We start from the raw sequence: 17,638 nt of genomic DNA on the forward strand, positions 1-17,638 counted from the left end.
GATCGGCGCTTGTTGAAAGCAACGCCCTGCCTAGGAAGCGAGCCAGTCGAGGTACGTGCCCGGACAAAAGCTGAGTGCATCCAACCACTCCAATCCCTGGCAGGCAGAAAACACGTGGAGCCGAACGCCTTCAGGCCGTCAGCGTACTACTGGGAAATTGAACCGCCGGCCAAGCCCGTTTTTCTCCAGGACTTCTCGCAGACACGTGAGCGCCTTCACCTGGATCTGCCGCACCCCCTCACGGGTCAGACCGAGTTCTTCGCCCACCTCTTCGAGGGTGCAACTTTCGTGGCCACGCAGGCCGAAACGCCGGACTACCACTTCGCGCTGCTTGTCGTTCAGTTCGGACAGCCACAGGTCGAGGCTCTGCCAGAGTTCGCTGTCCTGCAGCAGCTCACAGGGATCGGTCGGACGGTCGTCGGTCAGGGTATCTAGCAGGGTCTTGTCGGAGTCTGGCCCGAGGGACACGTCTATCGAGGTGAGCCGCTCCTTGAGGCCGAGCATGCGCTTGACCTCATTGACCGGCTTTTCCAGCAGGTTGGCGATTTCTTCCGGTGAGGGCTCGTGGTCGAGCTTGTGGGCCAGCTCACGCGCCGCCCGCAGGTAGACGTTGAGCTCCTTGACCACATGGATGGGCAGGCGGATGGTCCGGGTCTGGTTCATGATGGCCCGTTCGATGGTCTGACGGATCCACCAGGTCGCGTAGGTGGAGAAGCGGAAGCCCCGCTCCGGATCGAACTTCTCCACCGCCCTGATCAGGCCGAGGTTGCCCTCTTCGATCAGGTCGAGCAGCGAGAGCCCGCGATTGCCGTAGCGTCGCGCAATCTTCACCACGAGTCGAAGGTTGCTTTCGATCATGCGCTTACGCCCGGCAGAATCTCCGCGCTGCGCCAGTCGTGCGTAGTGCACTTCTTCTTGTGGAGTGAGTAGAGGGACAAAGCCAATTTCGTTGAGGTACAGCTGGGTGACGTCGAGCGCGCGGGCGTAGTCGATGAACTTGTATTGCTTGGCTGAGATTGATTGATGGGATCTGACAGTAGGCCAGCTCGCGTCATCCTCGTCGCCCACCACGTGGGCCACTCTGACGCCCGCCCGCCGCTGCTGCAGATCTACATCGACATCAAACTCCAGCACTTCTTTATTGAGTGCCATTGCTGCTATCCCTCCGGAGGTCGACCCGTTCAACTCCGAGCGCCCCCTTTGGTAGTTGTCGGCCCGACTGTGACCTCCTGTCCTCTCGCGCCAATAGCCTTCGGTAATGACCATTGGCACTGACGTAAGTACTGCTGTTCTTTAGGTTGCGCCACGTTCTCCAGCGATATCAATCACTTTATTCAAACTGCCGTGAACGGAAGCTCGTCCGATCAAAGACGCAATCACCGGCCACACCCATCCGGCTGCAGACCAGGCAAAAGCGCAGACGCAAGGCCACTGGCCAACCGGCAAGGCCGCTCGGGCCTAATTGCGAATTGCCAGAGGCTGGGCGTGCTGGAGGCGCTGTTCTGCCTGCCTGCGCGAGAGGGCGTTGTGGCGTCGATGGCCCTGCTCATGCCCTCCTAGGCGGCGCATGTCTGCTTGGCCACCAAGGGGCGGCCTGTGGGCAATTCTCAGACCAGCCATGCTCAGTCCGCAGCGATCAAATGAGGCGCTGGCAGCCGTGCTCACGAGGTTTCAAATGGCTCCAGGGTGGTTGCCTGTGTTTGGCAGGACTGGCCTAAGCCCAATCGCAGTCCGGTTTTCCTCGGCACAGATGACGGTCGAGGCTCCAAGAACCGCCGCCGGCCGTGACTGGGTACAGAAAGATGAAGCAAAACAGGATGGCCGGCTCCCTGTGGCGCCGGACTGGGGAATGCGGCGGGTGCATGTTCCGCCTTTGCTGACAGCGACCTACCAGCCTCATCGAGTATTACGGAAGACGGAACGGACTACCTATATTGGGTCGGATAGCGACGGTCTTGCCTCGACCGTCGAAGTGAATGGCTACCCGTCAACAGGCGGTGGACAAAGCCTCGGTCACTAACCCGGGGCTGCCGGTTTTCTCGGCCGTTTCGCCGGCTTGGCTGACTTTGCGGGCTTGACGCTGGTGCGCCGGGCACGCGCCGGCGGGGTGAGTTGCTGCGCCAGGGTCATCGCCCGCGCCGACTCGGCGGCGGCGAGTTGCTGCGCCTCGCTGAGCTGGGCCGCCGCATCCAAGCGTTGGCGCAACTGCTCCTGCAGTTTCCCCGCGGCCTTCAGTTGCGCGGCGACTGCCCTGCTCTCTTCGCGGGCGCGGTCGACTTCGCGGTGGGCGCGATCCTCCACGCCCCGCACATAGCTGGCCGAGGACTCGCGCTCCTGCGTCAGCTGACGCTGAGCAACCTGTAGTTCCTGGCGCAGGGTGCTAACCTCGTGCACGGCTTCAGCAGCATGCCCGATGCCGGCGAGAGATCTCCGACCAGCAATCCGTACAAGACAATTCCTGGCTACATCCACGCCTCCGTCCGAAAGCTGCTGGTGGACGGAGAGATGGCAAATAAGTAGCCATACTTGGTCTGATGCCGCAATTTATCGAGCAGAATGGGCTTCCCGCCCAAGGTGCATCCCCCCTCAGCGATTCGCCCGACTGTCACAATGCCCGGCCTGGTCAGGGAGACGAGAGAACCAGGAAGGTTATCCACCAAGTCCGTGAAGGCGTTATCCCCCACTGGGGTCTAATTAGAGTTAGGCACCGGAAGAGCACGCTGTGGGATTCTCCACCATGGCTTGTCGATCTTCTCTCGCACCGATCGACTATCGGGTGGCACTGCCACATCGGCGAGGAGGAATGTCATGAATTCGACAACGGATAGGGCCGAGATCGAATCGGTCCTCCACCACCTGGCAAAAGCACATACGGACCACGATGCAGACGCGATCGTCGAATCCTATGCGCCAGATGCTGTGATCTACGACCTGGCGCCGCCACTGGGGCGGCGCGGAATGGACCGCGACAACATCGCCGCCTGGCTCGCGGGCTGGGAAGGGCCAATCCGGGTCGATTCGCGCGACGTCAAGTTCACCATCGACGGCAACCTGGCGTTTGTATCGGCGCTCAACAGAATGCGGGGCCGGCAACGCGGTGCGGACCAGGACATGTGGTATCGCACGACGCTGTGTCTCCTCAAGGCCAGCGGACGGTGGCTGATCGTTTGCGACCACGCCTCCGTGCCCTTCTATATGGATGGCAGCTACCGGGCCGCAGTCGATCTGCAACCATGAGGAACAAGAGGCCATGACTTCCAACAGCCAATCGCGCACAAACGCGGAAATCCGCGAGCTGATAGAGAACTGGGCAAAATCAGTAAGCAACTTCGACATCGATGGTGCCGTCGCGAACCATGCAGAGGACGTGCTGATGTTCGATGTCCCGCCACCGGTCCATATCCGCGGAATCGATGCGTACCGTCAGACGTGGCCGCCGTTCTTCGACTGGCTAAAGACCGGCGGCACATTCGAGATCGTTTGGCTGGACGTTACCGCGGGTGAAGATGTCGCCTATGCAACCGCCTTGCTTCGCTGTGGGCTAACGGATGAGCTGGACGTGGACCCCACCCCGCGCCTCCGGTTGACAGTAGGCCTGCGAAGAGAAGCTGGGCGTTGGATCATTGCGCATGAGCATCACTCATTCCCCTCAACGCACGAGGAACCAACCGGCACCTGACAACGGCATGCAGCGTGCGGCGCCTCGGCTGGATGCCCCTCACGAGCTGCCGCCAACCTGCAATGAAGTAATCAACGAGATGAGTTGAGGCAAACGCGCGTCGTCATTAGGTCCTTCAGACTCATCGAGCCCGGTTATTCCCGCCCTCCTCCGCTCTCCGCAGTGAAGCGAGCCCAACCAGATCCCCCTCCGCCTGCCTGAGAGCCGCATTGGCCTCGGTCTGCCACTGGTGCCGGCGGCTTACGCGGCGCCCCAGGAACGCGTATACGGCCGGTTGCGGGTCGCTCCAGATTTCAACGTGAGTTTGGCGTTGTCGATGCAACTCACGCTCTAGTGATTTCCCGGGTATGACGAATCAGGTTCAGGAGATTCGACCTAAACTCCACCGTCTACCCATTCCAGCGCGGAGAAACCTCCATGACACAGGCCAGCACCCTTCTCGCCAGTGCGCTGCTCACCGTTCTTTCACAAGTTGCCTACGCCGCTGAGGAAGAAGCGTTCAACCCCGTTGAAATGATCAGTGCCTTCGAGGGGACCTTCGGCGTCCACCCTGGGCTCAGGCGCAACCACGTCAAGGGGACCTGTGCCGTAGGGGAATTTATCGGCAACGCTGACGGCGCCAAGTACAGCCGATCGGCCTTGTTCAGCGGCCAGGCCATTCCGGTAATTGCGCGCTTTTCCTTGGATGGCGGCAATCCCCAGCAATCGGATGCCGCCAAGGCCGTGCAGGGCATGGCCCTGGAATTCAAACTGCCCGGCGGAGGCCTCCAGCACATGACCATGGTCAACGTGCCGGTCTTCTTCGCCACGCCGGAGGGCTTTCGCGACCTGGTCCTGGCATTGAAGCCCGATCCGGCCACCGGCGCGCCCAATCCCGAGGTGTTCAAGGCGTTTACGGCCAAGCATCCGGACTTCAACCCGCTGGGCGCGGCGATACAGGGGCGCAATCCGTTTGTGGGCTTTGATACCAGCTTCTACAACAGCCTCCATGCGTTCTGGTTTGTCGACAAGAACGACAAGAAGACCCTTGTGCGCTGGCATTTCGAGCCGGTGGACGGGGTGAAGAACCTCACCGACGAGGAAACCAGCAAGGCGCCGGCCGACTACCTGGAGCCAGCGCTGATCGCCCGTACCCAGAAGTCCCCAGCGAAATGGGACATGTACATCACCCTCGGCCAACCGGGGGACTCTGAGAATGATCCTTCCAAGGTCTGGCCGGCCGATCGCGAGAAGGTCAAGGTTGGTACCCTGGCAATCACCCAGGCCATGGCTCAGAAAGACGGCAGCTGTGGCCCCATCAATTTCGACCCCATCGTGGTGGCTGACGGCATCCAGATCACTGACGACCCGGTCCTCAAGGCACGCTCTGCGGCCTATGCAGTGTCGTTCGGCAAGCGTATGTCCGGGCAGTAGCCAGGCTTGCCGACGGACACCGCGAACCTCAAGCACCAGTTCAAGGGCGACCCTTTCATTGCCGGCGCCCCCTGGGCGCGCGAACGAACCACCAACACCATCGAACTGGAGCAGGATGGCGAGCAGCGTCGTGGCATGTTCGACATCGTGCTCGCCCGGGGCTTTCCCAGCTGTCACCGGCATGCCACGACCTGGTTCTAGGATCGCAAATACATCAATCCGAGGCCTGGCCATGATCCTCACCAACGACCCCCTGATCCAGCGCATCCACCGCGAGCTGATCGACCACAACGACGAGGAGCTCGAACTGGAGTTGGCCGAAGACGCCGAGAACCTCGACGAACTCTTCGACCAGAACACCCCGGACAGTCCGGAGAAGGCGGCCCGCCGCGATTATTTTCGCGAGTTGTTCCGCCTCCAGGGCGAACTGGTGAAACTGCAGAGCTGGGTGGTCAAGAGTGGGCACAAGGTGGTGATCCTCTTCGAGGGTCGCGACGCCGCCGGCAAGGGCGGCGTGATCAAGCGCATCACTCAGCGCCTCAATCCACGGGTCTGTCGGGTGGCCGCCCTACCCGCGCCGAACGACCGCGAACGCACCCAGTGGTATTTCCAGCGCTACGTCTCGCACCTGCCCGCGGCGGGCGAGATCGTCCTGTTCGACCGCAGCTGGTACAACCGCGCCGGCGTCGAGCGGGTCATGGGCTTTTGCAACGACGAGCAGTACGAGGAGTTCTTCCGAACCGTGCCGGAGTTCGAGCGCATGCTGGTGCGCTCAGGCATCCAACTGATCAAGTACTGGTTCTCCATCTCCGACCAGGAGCAGCACCTGCGCTTCCTCAGTCGCATTCATGACCCGCTCAAGCAGTGGAAGCTCAGCCCCATGGACCTGGAGTCCCGGCGGCGCTGGGAGGCCTACACCAAGGCAAAGGAAATCATGCTGGAACGCACCCACATCGAGGAGGCGCCCTGGTGGGTGGTGCACGCCAATGACAAGAAGAAGGCCCGCCTCAACTGCATCCATCACTTGCTCGGCCAAATGCCTTACGAGGAAGTGGAACAGCCCCAGGTGGAACTGCCGCAGCGTATGCGGCACAAAGACTATGTGCGGATTCCCACGCCGGCGGACCTGATCGTCCCCGAGGTCTATTGACTCGGCTGTTCTAGCCGAGCAGGGCTCCCTCCTCCTCCGGTCAATTCAGGCTGGAGAGGCGGGAGGGCTCAATAGTCGCCACGTTTGCGGAAGGCCCAGCGCCCAACCAGTACGGTGAAGGTGGCCACCAGTGCCACCAGCACCCAGAATCCGTGGGCATCTTCGGCCAGGGGAACACCGCCAACGTTCATGCCGAAGAAGCCCGCGATGATGTTGATCGGCAGTGCCAGCACCGTGACCATGGTGAGCGTGAAGAGGGTCCGGTTGCTCTGCTCGTTGAGCTTGGCGGCAATCTCTTCCTGCAACAACTTGATGCGTTCGCCCAGCGCGGTGAGGTCACTGATGATCAGGGTGAATTCCTCGGTGGCGGCTCGTAGCTGCCGCACATCCTGCTCCTGCAGCCACTCGGGGGGACGGTTCAGAAGCCGCAGCAGCGAGCCGGGCTCCAACGCCAGCAGACGCTGCAGTCGTACCAGCACGCGGCGCATGGCGCTGAGCTCCGCCCGGTTGTCGCTCAGGCGCAGCGAGAGCAGCTGGTCCTCGATGCGATCCACATTCAGGCTGGTTTCGCGGACGATCTGGGTGAGCAGGTCACCCTGGTCGCGCAGCAGGTGGACAAGCAGCTCGATCGGCGAACGGAAGAGTTCGCCCTGTTTCACCGAAAAGCGGAGCTTGTCCACCGAATGCAATGGCTGAAGCCGGGCGCTCACCAGCAGCCGGCTGCGGGCGCACACCCACAGGGTGGAAACATCCGACGACACCATGCCGAAGTTGAAGACCACATCGTTGACCACCGCCAGCAGGGCTGCGTCTATATGCTCGATGCGGGTGGAGCGTGAGCCTTCACGCAAGGTTTCGAAGAAGGTGTCTGGCAGGTCGAGGTTGCTCTTCATCCAGCGTTCGCAGGCTGCATGCGCGAGGCTTAGGTGCAGCCAGATGAACTCGTCAGGCTCATGGGGCGCGAGCAATCGTTCCAGGGCTTCGGCCGAGTCGATCTCCCGACCGGGTTCACCGGGACGGAAAAGGAAGCCGTACAGCAGGCCATAGAGGTCCGGTTCCTGGTGGCCGTGGGTTGCGCTATGGATCATGCGAGCTCGTAGGCGGGCTGAACGCCGATCATCAATGCCTCAGCGAGCCAGGTGAAGCATTGTCTATCAGGCTGTGTAGCAGGCCAAAGCGCAAGCCGGGCTCCGACGGCGTCATGTCCTCGATACCGAAGACCTTGAATGCGGCAAGCATGATTGCCAGCCCGCCGGGCAGCATGCTCAGCCGGTGCTGCTGGAGACCGTCCAGCTTCAGGCGCTTGATCTGCCCCGCTTCCAGGAGTTTCAGCGACAACCGCAGCAGCCCCACGTAGGTGATGCCGTCACGGCCGCCGTCGTTCAGGCCGTTGGCCTTCAGCACCCTGGCCAGCACGCGAGCGGTACCGGACGATCCAATAGCGGCATGCCAACCATGCTGGCGTACGTAGCGGGCAACCCGCGAAAACTGGATGCAGGCGCCCTGCTCTGCCATCTGCAGGGAACGACTGTCGACCCGCCCGCCCGAGAAATAGCGCTTGCCGAACGTGCCACTGCCGACTGCCAGGCTTTCCGAGAAGATCGGCTGCCTTCCACGCCCGACGATAAGCTCCGTGGAACCGCCGCCGATATCCACGACAAGGCGAGTGGTTTCCTCGCACGGCATGGTGTGGGCGATGCCCGAATAAACCAGTCGAGCCTCCTCCTGCCCGGAGAGGATAGTGATAGGAAATCCCAGCCGAGCCTCAGCGCCCACAAGGAAAACAGAAGCATTTCGCGCCTGGCGTACGGCGCTGGTCGCTACTGCGCGCACGCGGCGCTCTTCGAAACCCCTCAGGCGTTTGCCGAATCGCTCCAGCGCCATCCAGCCGCGCTCCAGGGCGAGCCCGTCCAACGCGTCGCCATGCAGGCCTTCAGCCAGGCGCACAGGCTCGCGAAGGGTCTTCACCTTCTGGATGACCGAGCGTTGATTGCACAGCACCTGCTGGCCAATCGTCATGCGAAATGCGTTCGAGCCGAGATCAACGGCCGCAAACAACGAGGCGCTGCCTTTCATGCGAGAGTTCCTGCTGAATCAGCGAGGCTGACCATTCCCCGGCCAGACCAAGCTCCGAACATGGAGAATGGGAATGGTGCCTCGCATTGCATGACACTTCGATGACGGTCTGCCTGGCACTGCTGAATGGCAATTGCATTCGCTCGTGGCGCCTATGGACGACACCGACTGCTTCTGCCCGTAGCCATAACCACCATGGGGCGGCAGTCTTCAAGGACTGACTTGGCCCCCCGGAGGTTCATCATCAGGATCGGGTGATGGAAGCTCCGCCATCTACCAGGGAGGCTGTCCCCGTCACGAATGCCGAGTCGTCCGAGGCCAGGTAAAGGACCGAGCGCGCCAGCTCTTCAGGCGTCGCCACGCGCTTCAATGCATGCAGGTTGGTGATGAATTGCTGGGCCTGCTCGCTGTCGTTCATGTCGCGGTACATAGGCGTATCCACCGCGCCCGGCAGAATCGAGTTGACGCGAACGCCCTGCGGGCCGAATTCGGCGGCCAGGGCCTGGGTCAGTCCGATCAGGCCGGCCTTGCTCGCGGCGTACGCCGCCACGCCTGGAAACGCGAAGGAATAGCCGACGAAGGTGGAGGTGAAAATGATCGATCCGCCACCCTGCTTGATCATCTCGGGCACCTGATGCTTCGCGCCAAGGAAGGCACTGGTCAGGTTGATGGCCAGGGTTTCATCCCAGCCCTTCTTGCTCACGTTGGTGGTCGCTCCCTGTTCGCCCAGCGTACCGGCATTGTTGAACGCGATGTCCAGTCGACCGAACCGGCCGACCGCCAACTCCACCAGCTTCTCGGCAAACAGCTCCGACTGCACATCCCCTGCCAGCGCCACCGCCTCTCCACCAGAGGCCTCTATCTCACTGACCAGTTGCTTCAACTCGGTCTCGCGACGCGCCGCCACCACGACCTTGGCCCCCTCCTGCGCGAATAACAGCGCCGTTGCGCGGCCGATTCCGGAGCTCGCCCCCGTCACTATCGCGACCTTTCCGCTCAAACGTCCCATCGTGCACCTCCACAGCCGACTCCCTCCCTGTCGGGAGCCAGCCTCAGGTTGAATTCCACCTCGAGTTGATCAGCCAGCGCCGTCGCCGCTGATGAATCAGGGCGATGCCCGTACGCTACTGCCGAGGACCAGCTCACGGCAGTCCGGCAGGTGGACGCAGGGAAGGGGAAGTCGTCACGGGATGTGGATCTGGCGGAGTGGCAAGCCGTGAAGACCTCCAAAGTTGGTCCTCAGTATGAGCCCTTTGACGGTAGTCCATCAGCGAAGGCTGGCAAGCCGAAATGCGCTGACAAGCAAGGAAATGGAAAAGTGCCGCCAGCCGGATGTGAGGTCGATACGGCATTGCTCCACCGCAACAACCCTCACATGTACTTGGACTACGCTCACCGGACGTTGGCTAAAGAGTAGATCGTGAATGTCTTTCCTCGACTCGGTTGTCGCCCAGGTCCTGGGCCTGGAAGTGAGTTTTCATCACACCCATGCGCGTTTGGCTTGTCGCACGGACAGCGAGGCCCTCCATGATCTTCGAATCAGCCTGCGCAAATTACGAAGCTTGCTGAGGCCCATACGACGCCTGGACGTGCCCCGCTCCTTGGACGAGGCCGCAGCAGACGTCGGCCGCCTGACCACACCGGTACGCGACCTCGAAGTGCTGATCGGGGAACTGGATCGGCAGGGTTTCCATTTCCAGGCGACCCGCCGCCGCGAGTTGGTGGAGTCGAGCTACTCCGCCATTGTCGAAAGCTCGACAGTGCGACGGTTCGTGGCCGTGCTGGATGAATGGCCGGCCAGGATGCGACAGGCCGAGAGGGACGGAGAACTGGAGCACTTGCGCGACCGGGTCAAGACTCGCTTGCAGCGTCAGGCGAACGTATTGCGCCGGGCGCTGGCCGACCCGGCGTACGACCGGCATATTCTCCGCTTGCTAGTGAAGCGGATGCGCTACGCCCATGAGGCCTATCCCAAGGTCTTGGTCATTTCGAGCGAGGCGGCGAGTGCGCTGAAGAAGGTGCAATCGGCCCTGGGGGATTGGCACGACCACTTCCAATGGTGCCTGAAGGCGGAGCAGGAGCAGGATCTGCTGGTCCTGAAGGACCGCTGGGAGATTGCCGCCAAGGCGGAGCTGGAAGCCGCTGAGGTGGAGCTGTTGATCCTCGCCGAATGCCTGGAAGAGCTTGCTCCAAAAGCCAGGTCCAGCAGCTGACTCAAAGCCTGCCCAACTTATGGAAAGCCCTGGAATCACTGCAACGTTCGAAGGCTCAGCCGGTTTGGTGTCAATTGAAAAGCACTGGTGAGACTCCGTCTGCATAGCAGGTGGGCTCACGACTTCTGAGCCAAGCACCTAAAACACTCAAAGAGCTACTTTTTCAACGTGCTCAGATAGTCCTTCAGTGTCTGCTCGTCGGCCGATTTGACGGTCATACCCTCGGGGCCGTTGCCAATATCGGTGAACTGCTTATCCGGTTCACCGCGCTCTTTGAAGTCTTTCAATGCTGGCGAACCCTCACGAAAGACCCATAGGCGGCCGTCCTTCACTTCGGTGACAAACCCAGGCCTGTCATACTCGCCCGCAAGGCAGGCGCCCGCTAGCAAGCCAGACAGCACCAAGGAACTCAGGGTCAATTCTTTCATCGCAGAATCTCCGAGCAGCGGGCGGTTGGCGTAAACCTAGAGCGCCAATGATGACGTTCTGATGACGAAGAGCGGGCCGCCCCCACCCGCAAATCCGAGCGGTCTGCCAGTTCAAAAGCCACTGCGCTTGTGGCTACCCGCCTGTCACTCTCTCTATAGTCACTCTGGTCGGACTGAAGCGGGGGCGTCTATCGTTCTCCATCATCCATAGACAACGGTGGCGGTGCGATGAGTGAGAAACTGCGCGTTCTATTTGTCTGCGTGGCAAACGATTCCCGCTCGCCAATGGCTGAAGCGTCATTGAGGCTCATCGACAGCGAGCACTTCGAAGCCCACAGCGCGGGTATCCAACCCGGCACGATTAATCCTCGGGCAATCGAGGCATTGGAACATGCCGGGATTCCGGCATCCGGTCTGCGCAGCAAGTCCATCGACGAATACGTAGGGCAACATTTCGATTATCTGATTGACCTGTGTGACAAATCGTCGAGTGAATCACAACAGCTGCCCAGCTCCGAGGAGGTGCTGATGTGGAACTTCGTCGACCCTGCGACCAGCGACCAGCCAGATCCGTTTCGTCATACGCTGCAGGAGATTCACGAGCGCGTGAGAATGTTCGCGTTGCTGAAAAGCAAGGCCGATCTGGGCTGACTTATGATCCCAGCTCGACCAGGCCGGGATGGACGAGGATCAGTGGGAAGATTGCGAGAGCCCCGGCGTCAGGGGAAACAAGACAGGCGAACTGTGTCCTCGGCCACATGATCGTCCTGGATCAAGCAAGTGGCTGGGAGGAAATGATCCGCAGCGAAATGCGAAGGGCCGTACGCGCCGAGGTACCCTTCCAGCTTCTCAGAGGACAGCAGGCGAACGTCTCAGATACTCGCCTGCATCCTGGAGTGCTCCTCAGCCCAGCGCTGTAACACCTCCTGCGGGATGCAGTGCGCGGCTTCCACTCGCTCTTTGCGTTTCTCCGCGAAGGAAATAGCCGAGGCCTGTTCCTTGATCGACACTGCCACGCTGCAGGCTTCCACTTCCCATACGTCTCGTCCCTGGTCGGTGAGTCGCTGAATCGCTGAATCGCTGAATCGCTATGTCAATCGAGTCCTCCTGGCTGAAAGGCCACCTGGCTATTTGCTCTCGCCCAATCTGCAGGCAAAAAAATTATTGGCCTTGCCATGAGTCTGGCAACTCTTTCGCTGGATGAGTCTTGGGTCGTTTGCGAGCGCCGAATCTAAATTCGGGACATCGAAGCATTGCCAGGTTACGCGAAAGCGCTGATCAATCTACTGCAGAATCACTGTTGAAGCCTGGCTAAGCGCCTCGCCCTACCGCGAAGGGAGGTGAAGTCTGGAAGATCAGGTCAGGCTGGTGCCGGACATCAGGCCTTCAGTCAATAACGACACCAAAGGTTGAACCAGATGCTGGATGGAAATTTCATCACCAATCACCGCCACTTCAGTGGTGGATAGCGTTGGTAGTTTTTCCGAGGGTTCGACAATCCGCATGCCTTCCTGCAGGAATGAAGTGCCCAGTGCGGTAATGCCCAGTCCACCCACCACGGCGGCCTGTACACCGATCAGGCTGCTTGCCACACACGCCGAAGTCCACTCACGCCTTACCGAAGCCAACGCTTCGATCATAATCGCGCGGTACGCACAGGGAGGCCGCATCATCACCAGGCGCACCGGCCGCGAAGCTTCAATTTCGTAATCCTTGGCGGCAATCCAGACCAGCGGTTCGCGCCAGATAATTCTGCCTCGCTGGGCCGTGGTGCTGGTCTTACGTTTGGCGATCACCACATCCAGTCGTCCAGCTTCGTAATCCGCCAACAGGTCACTGCTTAGGCCGGTTGTAAGCTCCAACTGAATGTCCGGGTACAGCTGGGTGAAGCGTGATAACAGTTTGGGTAACTGAGTGGGCACGAGATTTTCAGAGAACCCAAGGCGCAGCACATTCACCGTCGCCGGCTCCCTGAATTCGCGTACGAAATCCTCAAAGTGCACCATCATTTTGCGCGCGCCCACCAGAAGGCGCTCACCGGTCGGGGTCAGGGTCAACGCCCGGCTGGTGCGTTCGAACACCCGCACGCCAAGGGCTTCTTCCAAACGGATGACCTTTTGGCTCACCGCTGATTGCGATCGAGAAATTACCTCGGCCGCCGCGGTAAAACTCCCCGTTTCTGCGACTGCAATGAAGGCTCGCAGCAGATCGATCTCAACATCTCCAGTCTGCATGATGAATTCGCCTATCAACTAGATTCCATTAAATTTATGCGTTTGTCTTCTAGATGGCAATCTCCGAACATCGCTCCTGTGGTCATGGCCAACCTGCCGAAATTGACTCGGCATCTGAAAAAGAACGCTGCCTGAGTGTCTTGGATATCTCGCAACTAGTCTGGGGCGCCGGCGTTCATTCCTCCAAAGTGACAACAGCCCTCCAGTGTCGGGCTCTGTAGTTCACTGAGACCATCAACGCGATTTAACCGAGCAACACCAATGAGTGGGCCACGAAGCCTAGAAGTCGAGGAGATCCAAATGGCCAACAACAATGCTGTAGAAATCGTTGAAAATTTCTGGCGCGAAGTCTGGCAGGCGAAAAACCCACAGGCGGCAGCGTATTTTGTTGCTGAAGACTTTGTCATTACATCCGGCGGAGTCGAAGTCGTTGGCCGTGAAGCCTTCATTGAGTGGATCAGGACCTTTCTGTCGAAGATCGAGGAATTTACATTTTGCAGTATCGAGACCTTCCAGAATGAAGAAGGTACTCGCGTAGCCTCACGGTGGAAACTTTCCGGCAAAAACAATGGTTTCGTTGGCGGTCGTTCGTGCAGCACGTCATTCGAAATGATCGGCACCGCAGTTTGGGAAGTTCGTCCCGACGGATTGCTGGCGCATAACTGGGTGGAGCGCAATGCTCTTGAGGTACATCGCGACATGATCGGCCTCTAAGTTAGAAACACCACCTCAACAAGCGAAGGTTTCGGGATACGCCTAATGATTAAAGCGGTACGAGTTTTTCCATTCAATGAAGTGGGCTTTTCGAGAAAAAATAAATTGCGACTGGCGTCAGCACTGATAGCCTGCTTTGTGTTTCAGCCGAGTATGGCTGCCCGCTACGAACTACCTTCCGATGGAGGTTCAGAGGTGGGCGTCAGACAAGTCGTCATCGCACGTTATGAAGACACCTTTGCCGATTTGGCTGAGCGCTACGATCTCGGATATCAAGAAATGCTCGACGCCAACCCCGGCGTGGATGCCTGGTTGCCAAAGGTTGGTACGCACATTCAGATACCCACTCAATTCACCTTGCCTGATGGTCCGAGGGACGGGGTGGTGATCAATCTGGCTGAACTCCGTCTTTACTACTTTCCTACTGGAACTCGGCTCGTTTATACCTATCCGCTAGGTATTGGCCGTGAAGAGTGGGACTCCCCTGTGGGAACAACCCGCATCACAGAAAAAGTCGCCAACCCATCATGGTTTCCTACACCATCCATTCGTGCCGAGCATGCGGCGGATGGTGATCCGTTGCCAATCCGTGTGCCGCCTGGACCAGACAACCCACTTGGTCCCTATAAGATACGTTTGGGACTGCCGGCGTACCTTATTCATGGTTCAAATAAAAAATTCGGGATCGGCACACGTACCAGTCACGGCTGTTTTCGGATGTACAACCACGATGTCGAAGAGTTGTTTTCAAAAGTGCCAGTCGGCACCAAGGTGCGAATCATAAATGAAGTAAAGGCATTGAAAACCGAGTAAGGCGGGTGGATTTGCCATGAGTCCATCGCCGCGAAGACCCCGAGCAGCACTGGAACTGACGTACTCCTCCACGACAAGCGACAAGCGACAAGCGACAAGAACTTAAGGGCACTCATTGGACGCTCGGAGTTCCACTGCGCCGAATCGCTTGAGGCGTCTGGCCGAGGTTACGCAAAAACGCGCGCCTCATCCGCTCGCGGTCGACGAAGCCTACCTCCTTGGCGATGAGCTCGACCGGATGCCGGCTGTCTTCCAGCAGCATCCGCGCGGCTTCGACACGCAGATGCTCCACCGCCTTGGCCGGCGACTGACCGGTCTCGGCGCTGAACGCTCGACTGAACTGGCGCGGACTGAGATGGGCGACCTCGGCGAGCTCTTCCACGCTCAGGGGGCGCTGCAGGTTACGGCGGGCGTAGTCCAGCGCGCTCTGGATCCGATCGGACTTCGGTTCGAGCTCCAGGAGCGTGGAGAATTGCGATTGGCCACCGGCACGGCGATGGTAAACCACCAGCTTACGCGCCACTTCACGGGCTACATCGAGGCCGTGGTCCCGCTCGATCATCACCAGGGCCAAGTCAATGGAGGCCGACATACCCGCGGAAGTCCAGACGGGGCCGTCGATGATGTAGATCCTGTCCGGCTCGACTCTCACAGCGGGAAATCGATCCTGCAGCGCCTTTGCAAACAACCAGTGCGTCGTTGCCCGGCGGCCGTCCAGCACCCCGGATTCGGCCAGTACGAAGGCCCCGGTGCAGGGAGCCGCGACCCGTCGAGCGGTCTCCATGGACTGACGCACGTACCTGGCAAGCCGCGGGGTGATCGGTTCAATGGTCGTGCCAGCCCCGAACATCACGGTATCGAAGGTCTGGCGACCGAAGGCCCTGGTTTCGACACGGAAACCCGCGGACGAACTCACCAGCCCCCCCTTCTCCGACAGCAGGGTGACCTCATAGGCCGGCTCGCCGAGGACCAGGTTAGCGATCTCGAAGGCAGTGATGGCCGAGAATCCCATGACCTGGAACCCGGGGAATACGACGAAGCCGATCGTATGCATGATTCCTCACCACGTCCTAAAAGGTGTCTTATATGTCATTTGAGCCCACCCCTCAAGGTACTAGGATCGCCCCAGAACAGAGGTCGCGACATCCGTCGCACCGCCCCCTGGGAGACCGACATGACTACGAGAATGGGCACAGCACTTATCACCGGCGCGTCATCCGGAATCGGCGCGATCTACGCCGAACGACTCAGCCGCCGCGGCTATGACCTGATCCTGGTGGCACGTAACCGGGATCGCCTCAACGCCCTGGCAAAACGATTGAGCGACGAAACCGGACGCTCGGTGGAGGTCGTGGCCGCCGATCTTGGTGCCAAGGCCGACCTGGCCCGAGTCGAAGACCTGCTACGCACGGATGCCAGCATCACGATGCTGGTGAACAACGCGGGCATCGGTGCTACCCGCCCGCTTCTGGAGTCGAACATCGACAAACTGGAAGATCTGCTCACCCTCAATGTAAACGTACTGACACGCCTTACCTACGCCGCCGTACCGGGCTTCGTCGCACGCGGTGGCGGCACGATCATCAATATCGCCTCGATCGTCGCCATCGCACCGGAAGTTCTGAACGGTGTATATGGCGGCTCCAAGGCTTTTGTGCTCGCGTTCAGCCAGTCGCTGCACAACGAGCTCAAGGACCAGAATGTCAGGGTGCAGGTGGTCCTTCCCGGCGCAACCGCGACCGACTTCTGGGAGGCAGCCGGAACGCCTCTGCAGTACCTGCCTAGTGCGATCGTCATGAAGGCCGAGGACATGGTGGACGCAGCCCTTGCCGGGTTCGATCAGGGCGAGTTCGTCACCATTCCGTCCCTTCCGGATATCGCCGATCTGGATGCCTATGAAGCCGCGCGGCAGAAGCTCGTGCCGCATCTGTCATTGAGCGCGCCTGCGGCACGCTATGCCACCTGAGCGTCAGGTCAGATCCTGCAAAATCCCCAAGGAAACGCGGGGCTACTTCCAGTGGTGGCGTCCCGTGGCTGTGGTTGCAGAAACCTGCGAGGGCACCGACGCCAGGATCAAGGCGCCCTGGACCATTGAGGAGATGACACTCATGCAACAGCTCATGGTTTCGGACGTCGGCGGCTGCAAGAACCTACCTGCAGTGGACCTGCTGATGCTTGCTGCCATCTCCCACGACCTGCAAACGCCCATTGCGCGCATGAAGCTGCGGGTCGAGCAGATGGACGCCTCGCTGGAACGTGACCGACTGTGGGGCGACCTGGAAGAAATGCAGCACATGATCCGGGCAGGCTTGGCCTATGCACGCAGCATGGAGGGTGCCAAAGAATCCCTGTGTAAGGTGGACCTCGATGCCTTCCTCAATAGCCTGGTCTGCGATTACCAGGACAGCGGCCAGGCGGTGAGCCTTGGCGGACGCAGCGGCGTGCTGCTGGAAACCCGCCCCCATGCCCTACGCCGGGTACTGACGAACCTAATCGACAACGCCCTTAAATTCGCCGGCAGTGCACGCCTGGAGGTGCAAGGCGACGCCCTGGGCGGCGTGCGGCTACAGGTGCTGGACGAGGGCCCGGGGATCGCCGAGGCGGAGCTGGCCAAAGTGTTCAAGCCCTTCTACCGGGTGGAAAGCGCGCGCATCCACAGCGCCGGCGGTACTGGCCTGGGCCTGGCCATCGCCCAGCAGCTGAGCCAGGCCTTGCGCGCTCGCTTGAGCCTGTGCAACCGCGAGGGTGGTGGTTTGTGCGTGCAACTGGAATTCTGCGCCCCATCCTGAGCGGAGCCTTCACCGGGATTCACGACGTCCGACCTTCGGGACAAGCCTCCTTGTCTGCGGCAACTTGTCCCGGATTACGCCTTCGCTGGCCGTGCCTCGATCTGCTCTGGGAGGAAGCAACATCGGGTC

The 17,638-nt window shown here is 60.2% G+C and carries 17 protein-coding genes and 2 pseudogenes; 11 read left to right on the forward strand and 8 right to left on the reverse strand.

Going from position 1 to position 17,638, the window contains the following annotated elements; all coding sequences use genetic code 11:
- Window positions 1-138: 138 nt before the first annotated feature.
- Together rpoS and E8F12_RS28150 are read right to left on the reverse strand one after the other, a co-directional pair.
- On the reverse strand, window positions 139-1,152 hold the full coding sequence (gene rpoS, locus E8F12_RS28145) for an RNA polymerase sigma factor RpoS (protein WP_280328506.1): 1,014 nt from the start codon (window positions 1,150-1,152) through the stop codon (window positions 139-141).
- A gap of 864 nt (window positions 1,153-2,016) precedes the next feature.
- A complete protein-coding gene (locus tag E8F12_RS28150) occupies window positions 2,017-2,394 on the reverse strand; it encodes a hypothetical protein (RefSeq protein WP_280328507.1) in 378 nt (125 codons plus the stop codon).
- 414 nt (window positions 2,395-2,808) lie between these two features.
- Between E8F12_RS28150 and E8F12_RS28155 the strand changes: the two genes are divergently transcribed.
- The 5 genes from E8F12_RS28155 to ppk2 all read left to right on the forward strand — a co-directional run bounded on the left by E8F12_RS28155 (window position 2,809) and on the right by ppk2 (window position 6,242).
- The gene (locus tag E8F12_RS28155; RefSeq protein ID WP_280328508.1) at window positions 2,809-3,237 is read left to right on the forward strand and encodes a nuclear transport factor 2 family protein; all 429 of its coding nucleotides are present in this window, start codon (window positions 2,809-2,811) and stop codon (window positions 3,235-3,237) included.
- A gap of 13 nt (window positions 3,238-3,250) precedes the next feature.
- On the forward strand, window positions 3,251-3,679 hold the full coding sequence (locus tag E8F12_RS28160; RefSeq protein ID WP_280328509.1) for a nuclear transport factor 2 family protein: 429 nt from the start codon (window positions 3,251-3,253) through the stop codon (window positions 3,677-3,679).
- Between the two features lie 417 nt (window positions 3,680-4,096).
- Window positions 4,097-5,092, forward strand: coding sequence for a catalase family peroxidase (locus E8F12_RS28165; RefSeq protein WP_280328510.1), 996 nt, complete (start codon window positions 4,097-4,099; stop codon window positions 5,090-5,092).
- Between the two features lie 6 nt (window positions 5,093-5,098).
- Window positions 5,099-5,293 (forward strand): hypothetical protein, encoded by a 195-nt coding sequence (locus E8F12_RS28170; RefSeq protein ID WP_280328511.1) that lies wholly within the window; start codon window positions 5,099-5,101, stop codon window positions 5,291-5,293.
- Window positions 5,294-5,324: 31 nt separating this feature from the next.
- Window positions 5,325-6,242 (forward strand): polyphosphate kinase 2, encoded by a 918-nt coding sequence (gene ppk2, locus E8F12_RS28175; RefSeq protein WP_280328512.1) that lies wholly within the window; start codon window positions 5,325-5,327, stop codon window positions 6,240-6,242.
- A gap of 68 nt (window positions 6,243-6,310) precedes the next feature.
- On the opposite strand, the gene E8F12_RS28180 is transcribed toward ppk2, so the two are convergent.
- From E8F12_RS28180 to E8F12_RS28190, 3 genes are all read right to left on the reverse strand, one after another.
- Window positions 6,311-7,330 carry a transporter gene (locus E8F12_RS28180; protein WP_280328513.1) on the reverse strand — a complete coding sequence of 340 codons (1,020 nt, stop codon included), beginning with the start codon at window positions 7,328-7,330 and terminating at the stop codon, window positions 6,311-6,313.
- A gap of 31 nt (window positions 7,331-7,361) precedes the next feature.
- Window positions 7,362-8,318, reverse strand: coding sequence for a Ppx/GppA family phosphatase (locus tag E8F12_RS28185; RefSeq protein WP_280328514.1), 957 nt, complete (start codon window positions 8,316-8,318; stop codon window positions 7,362-7,364).
- A 244-nt stretch (window positions 8,319-8,562) separates the two neighbouring features.
- The gene (locus tag E8F12_RS28190) at window positions 8,563-9,327 is read right to left on the reverse strand and encodes an SDR family oxidoreductase (RefSeq protein ID WP_280328515.1); all 765 of its coding nucleotides are present in this window, start codon (window positions 9,325-9,327) and stop codon (window positions 8,563-8,565) included.
- Window positions 9,328-9,742: 415 nt separating this feature from the next.
- On the opposite strand from E8F12_RS28190, the gene E8F12_RS28195 reads away from it, so the two are divergent.
- On the forward strand, window positions 9,743-10,531 hold the full coding sequence (locus E8F12_RS28195) for a CHAD domain-containing protein (protein WP_280328516.1): 789 nt from the start codon (window positions 9,743-9,745) through the stop codon (window positions 10,529-10,531).
- Window positions 10,532-10,686: 155 nt separating this feature from the next.
- Here the strand turns inward: E8F12_RS28195 and E8F12_RS28200 are convergent, their stop codons facing one another.
- Window positions 10,687-10,959 (reverse strand): hypothetical protein, encoded by a 273-nt coding sequence (locus tag E8F12_RS28200; protein WP_280328517.1) that lies wholly within the window; start codon window positions 10,957-10,959, stop codon window positions 10,687-10,689.
- Between the two features lie 228 nt (window positions 10,960-11,187).
- Here E8F12_RS28200 and E8F12_RS28205 point away from each other — a divergent pair, with 228 nt between their 5' ends.
- Window positions 11,188-11,610, forward strand: coding sequence for an arsenate reductase ArsC (locus E8F12_RS28205; protein WP_280328518.1), 423 nt, complete (start codon window positions 11,188-11,190; stop codon window positions 11,608-11,610).
- 704 nt (window positions 11,611-12,314) lie between these two features.
- Here the strand turns inward: E8F12_RS28205 and E8F12_RS28210 are convergent.
- Window positions 12,315-13,211, reverse strand: a complete 897-nt coding sequence (locus tag E8F12_RS28210; protein ID WP_280328519.1) for a LysR substrate-binding domain-containing protein — start codon at window positions 13,209-13,211, stop codon at window positions 12,315-12,317.
- 282 nt (window positions 13,212-13,493) lie between these two features.
- On the opposite strand from E8F12_RS28210, the gene E8F12_RS28215 reads away from it, so the two are divergent.
- Together E8F12_RS28215 and E8F12_RS28220 are read left to right on the forward strand one after the other, a co-directional pair.
- Entirely contained in the window at window positions 13,494-13,907 is a 414-nt protein-coding gene (locus E8F12_RS28215) for a nuclear transport factor 2 family protein (protein ID WP_280328520.1), read from the forward strand.
- 138 nt (window positions 13,908-14,045) lie between these two features.
- Window positions 14,046-14,696: pseudogene (locus E8F12_RS28220) on the forward strand (L,D-transpeptidase family protein); the annotation flags it as partial.
- Window positions 14,697-14,832: 136 nt separating this feature from the next.
- On the opposite strand, the gene E8F12_RS28225 reads toward E8F12_RS28220, so the two are convergent.
- Entirely contained in the window at window positions 14,833-15,774 is a 942-nt protein-coding gene (locus E8F12_RS28225) for a GlxA family transcriptional regulator (protein WP_280328521.1), read from the reverse strand.
- A 120-nt stretch (window positions 15,775-15,894) separates the two neighbouring features.
- Here E8F12_RS28225 and E8F12_RS28230 point away from each other — a divergent pair, with 120 nt between their 5' ends.
- Together E8F12_RS28230 and E8F12_RS28235 are read left to right on the forward strand one after the other, a co-directional pair.
- Window positions 15,895-16,686: an SDR family oxidoreductase gene (locus E8F12_RS28230; protein ID WP_280328522.1), complete on the forward strand. Its 792-nt coding sequence runs from the start codon at window positions 15,895-15,897 to the stop codon at window positions 16,684-16,686.
- A 205-nt stretch (window positions 16,687-16,891) separates the two neighbouring features.
- A pseudogene (locus tag E8F12_RS28235) lies at window positions 16,892-17,509 on the forward strand (ATP-binding protein); the annotation flags it as partial.
- Between the last annotated feature and the right edge of the window lie 129 nt (window positions 17,510-17,638).

The sequence above is a fragment of the Pseudomonas sp. BN102 genome (genome assembly GCF_029871245.1).
Taxonomy (GTDB): Bacteria; Pseudomonadota; Gammaproteobacteria; order Pseudomonadales; family Pseudomonadaceae; genus Metapseudomonas.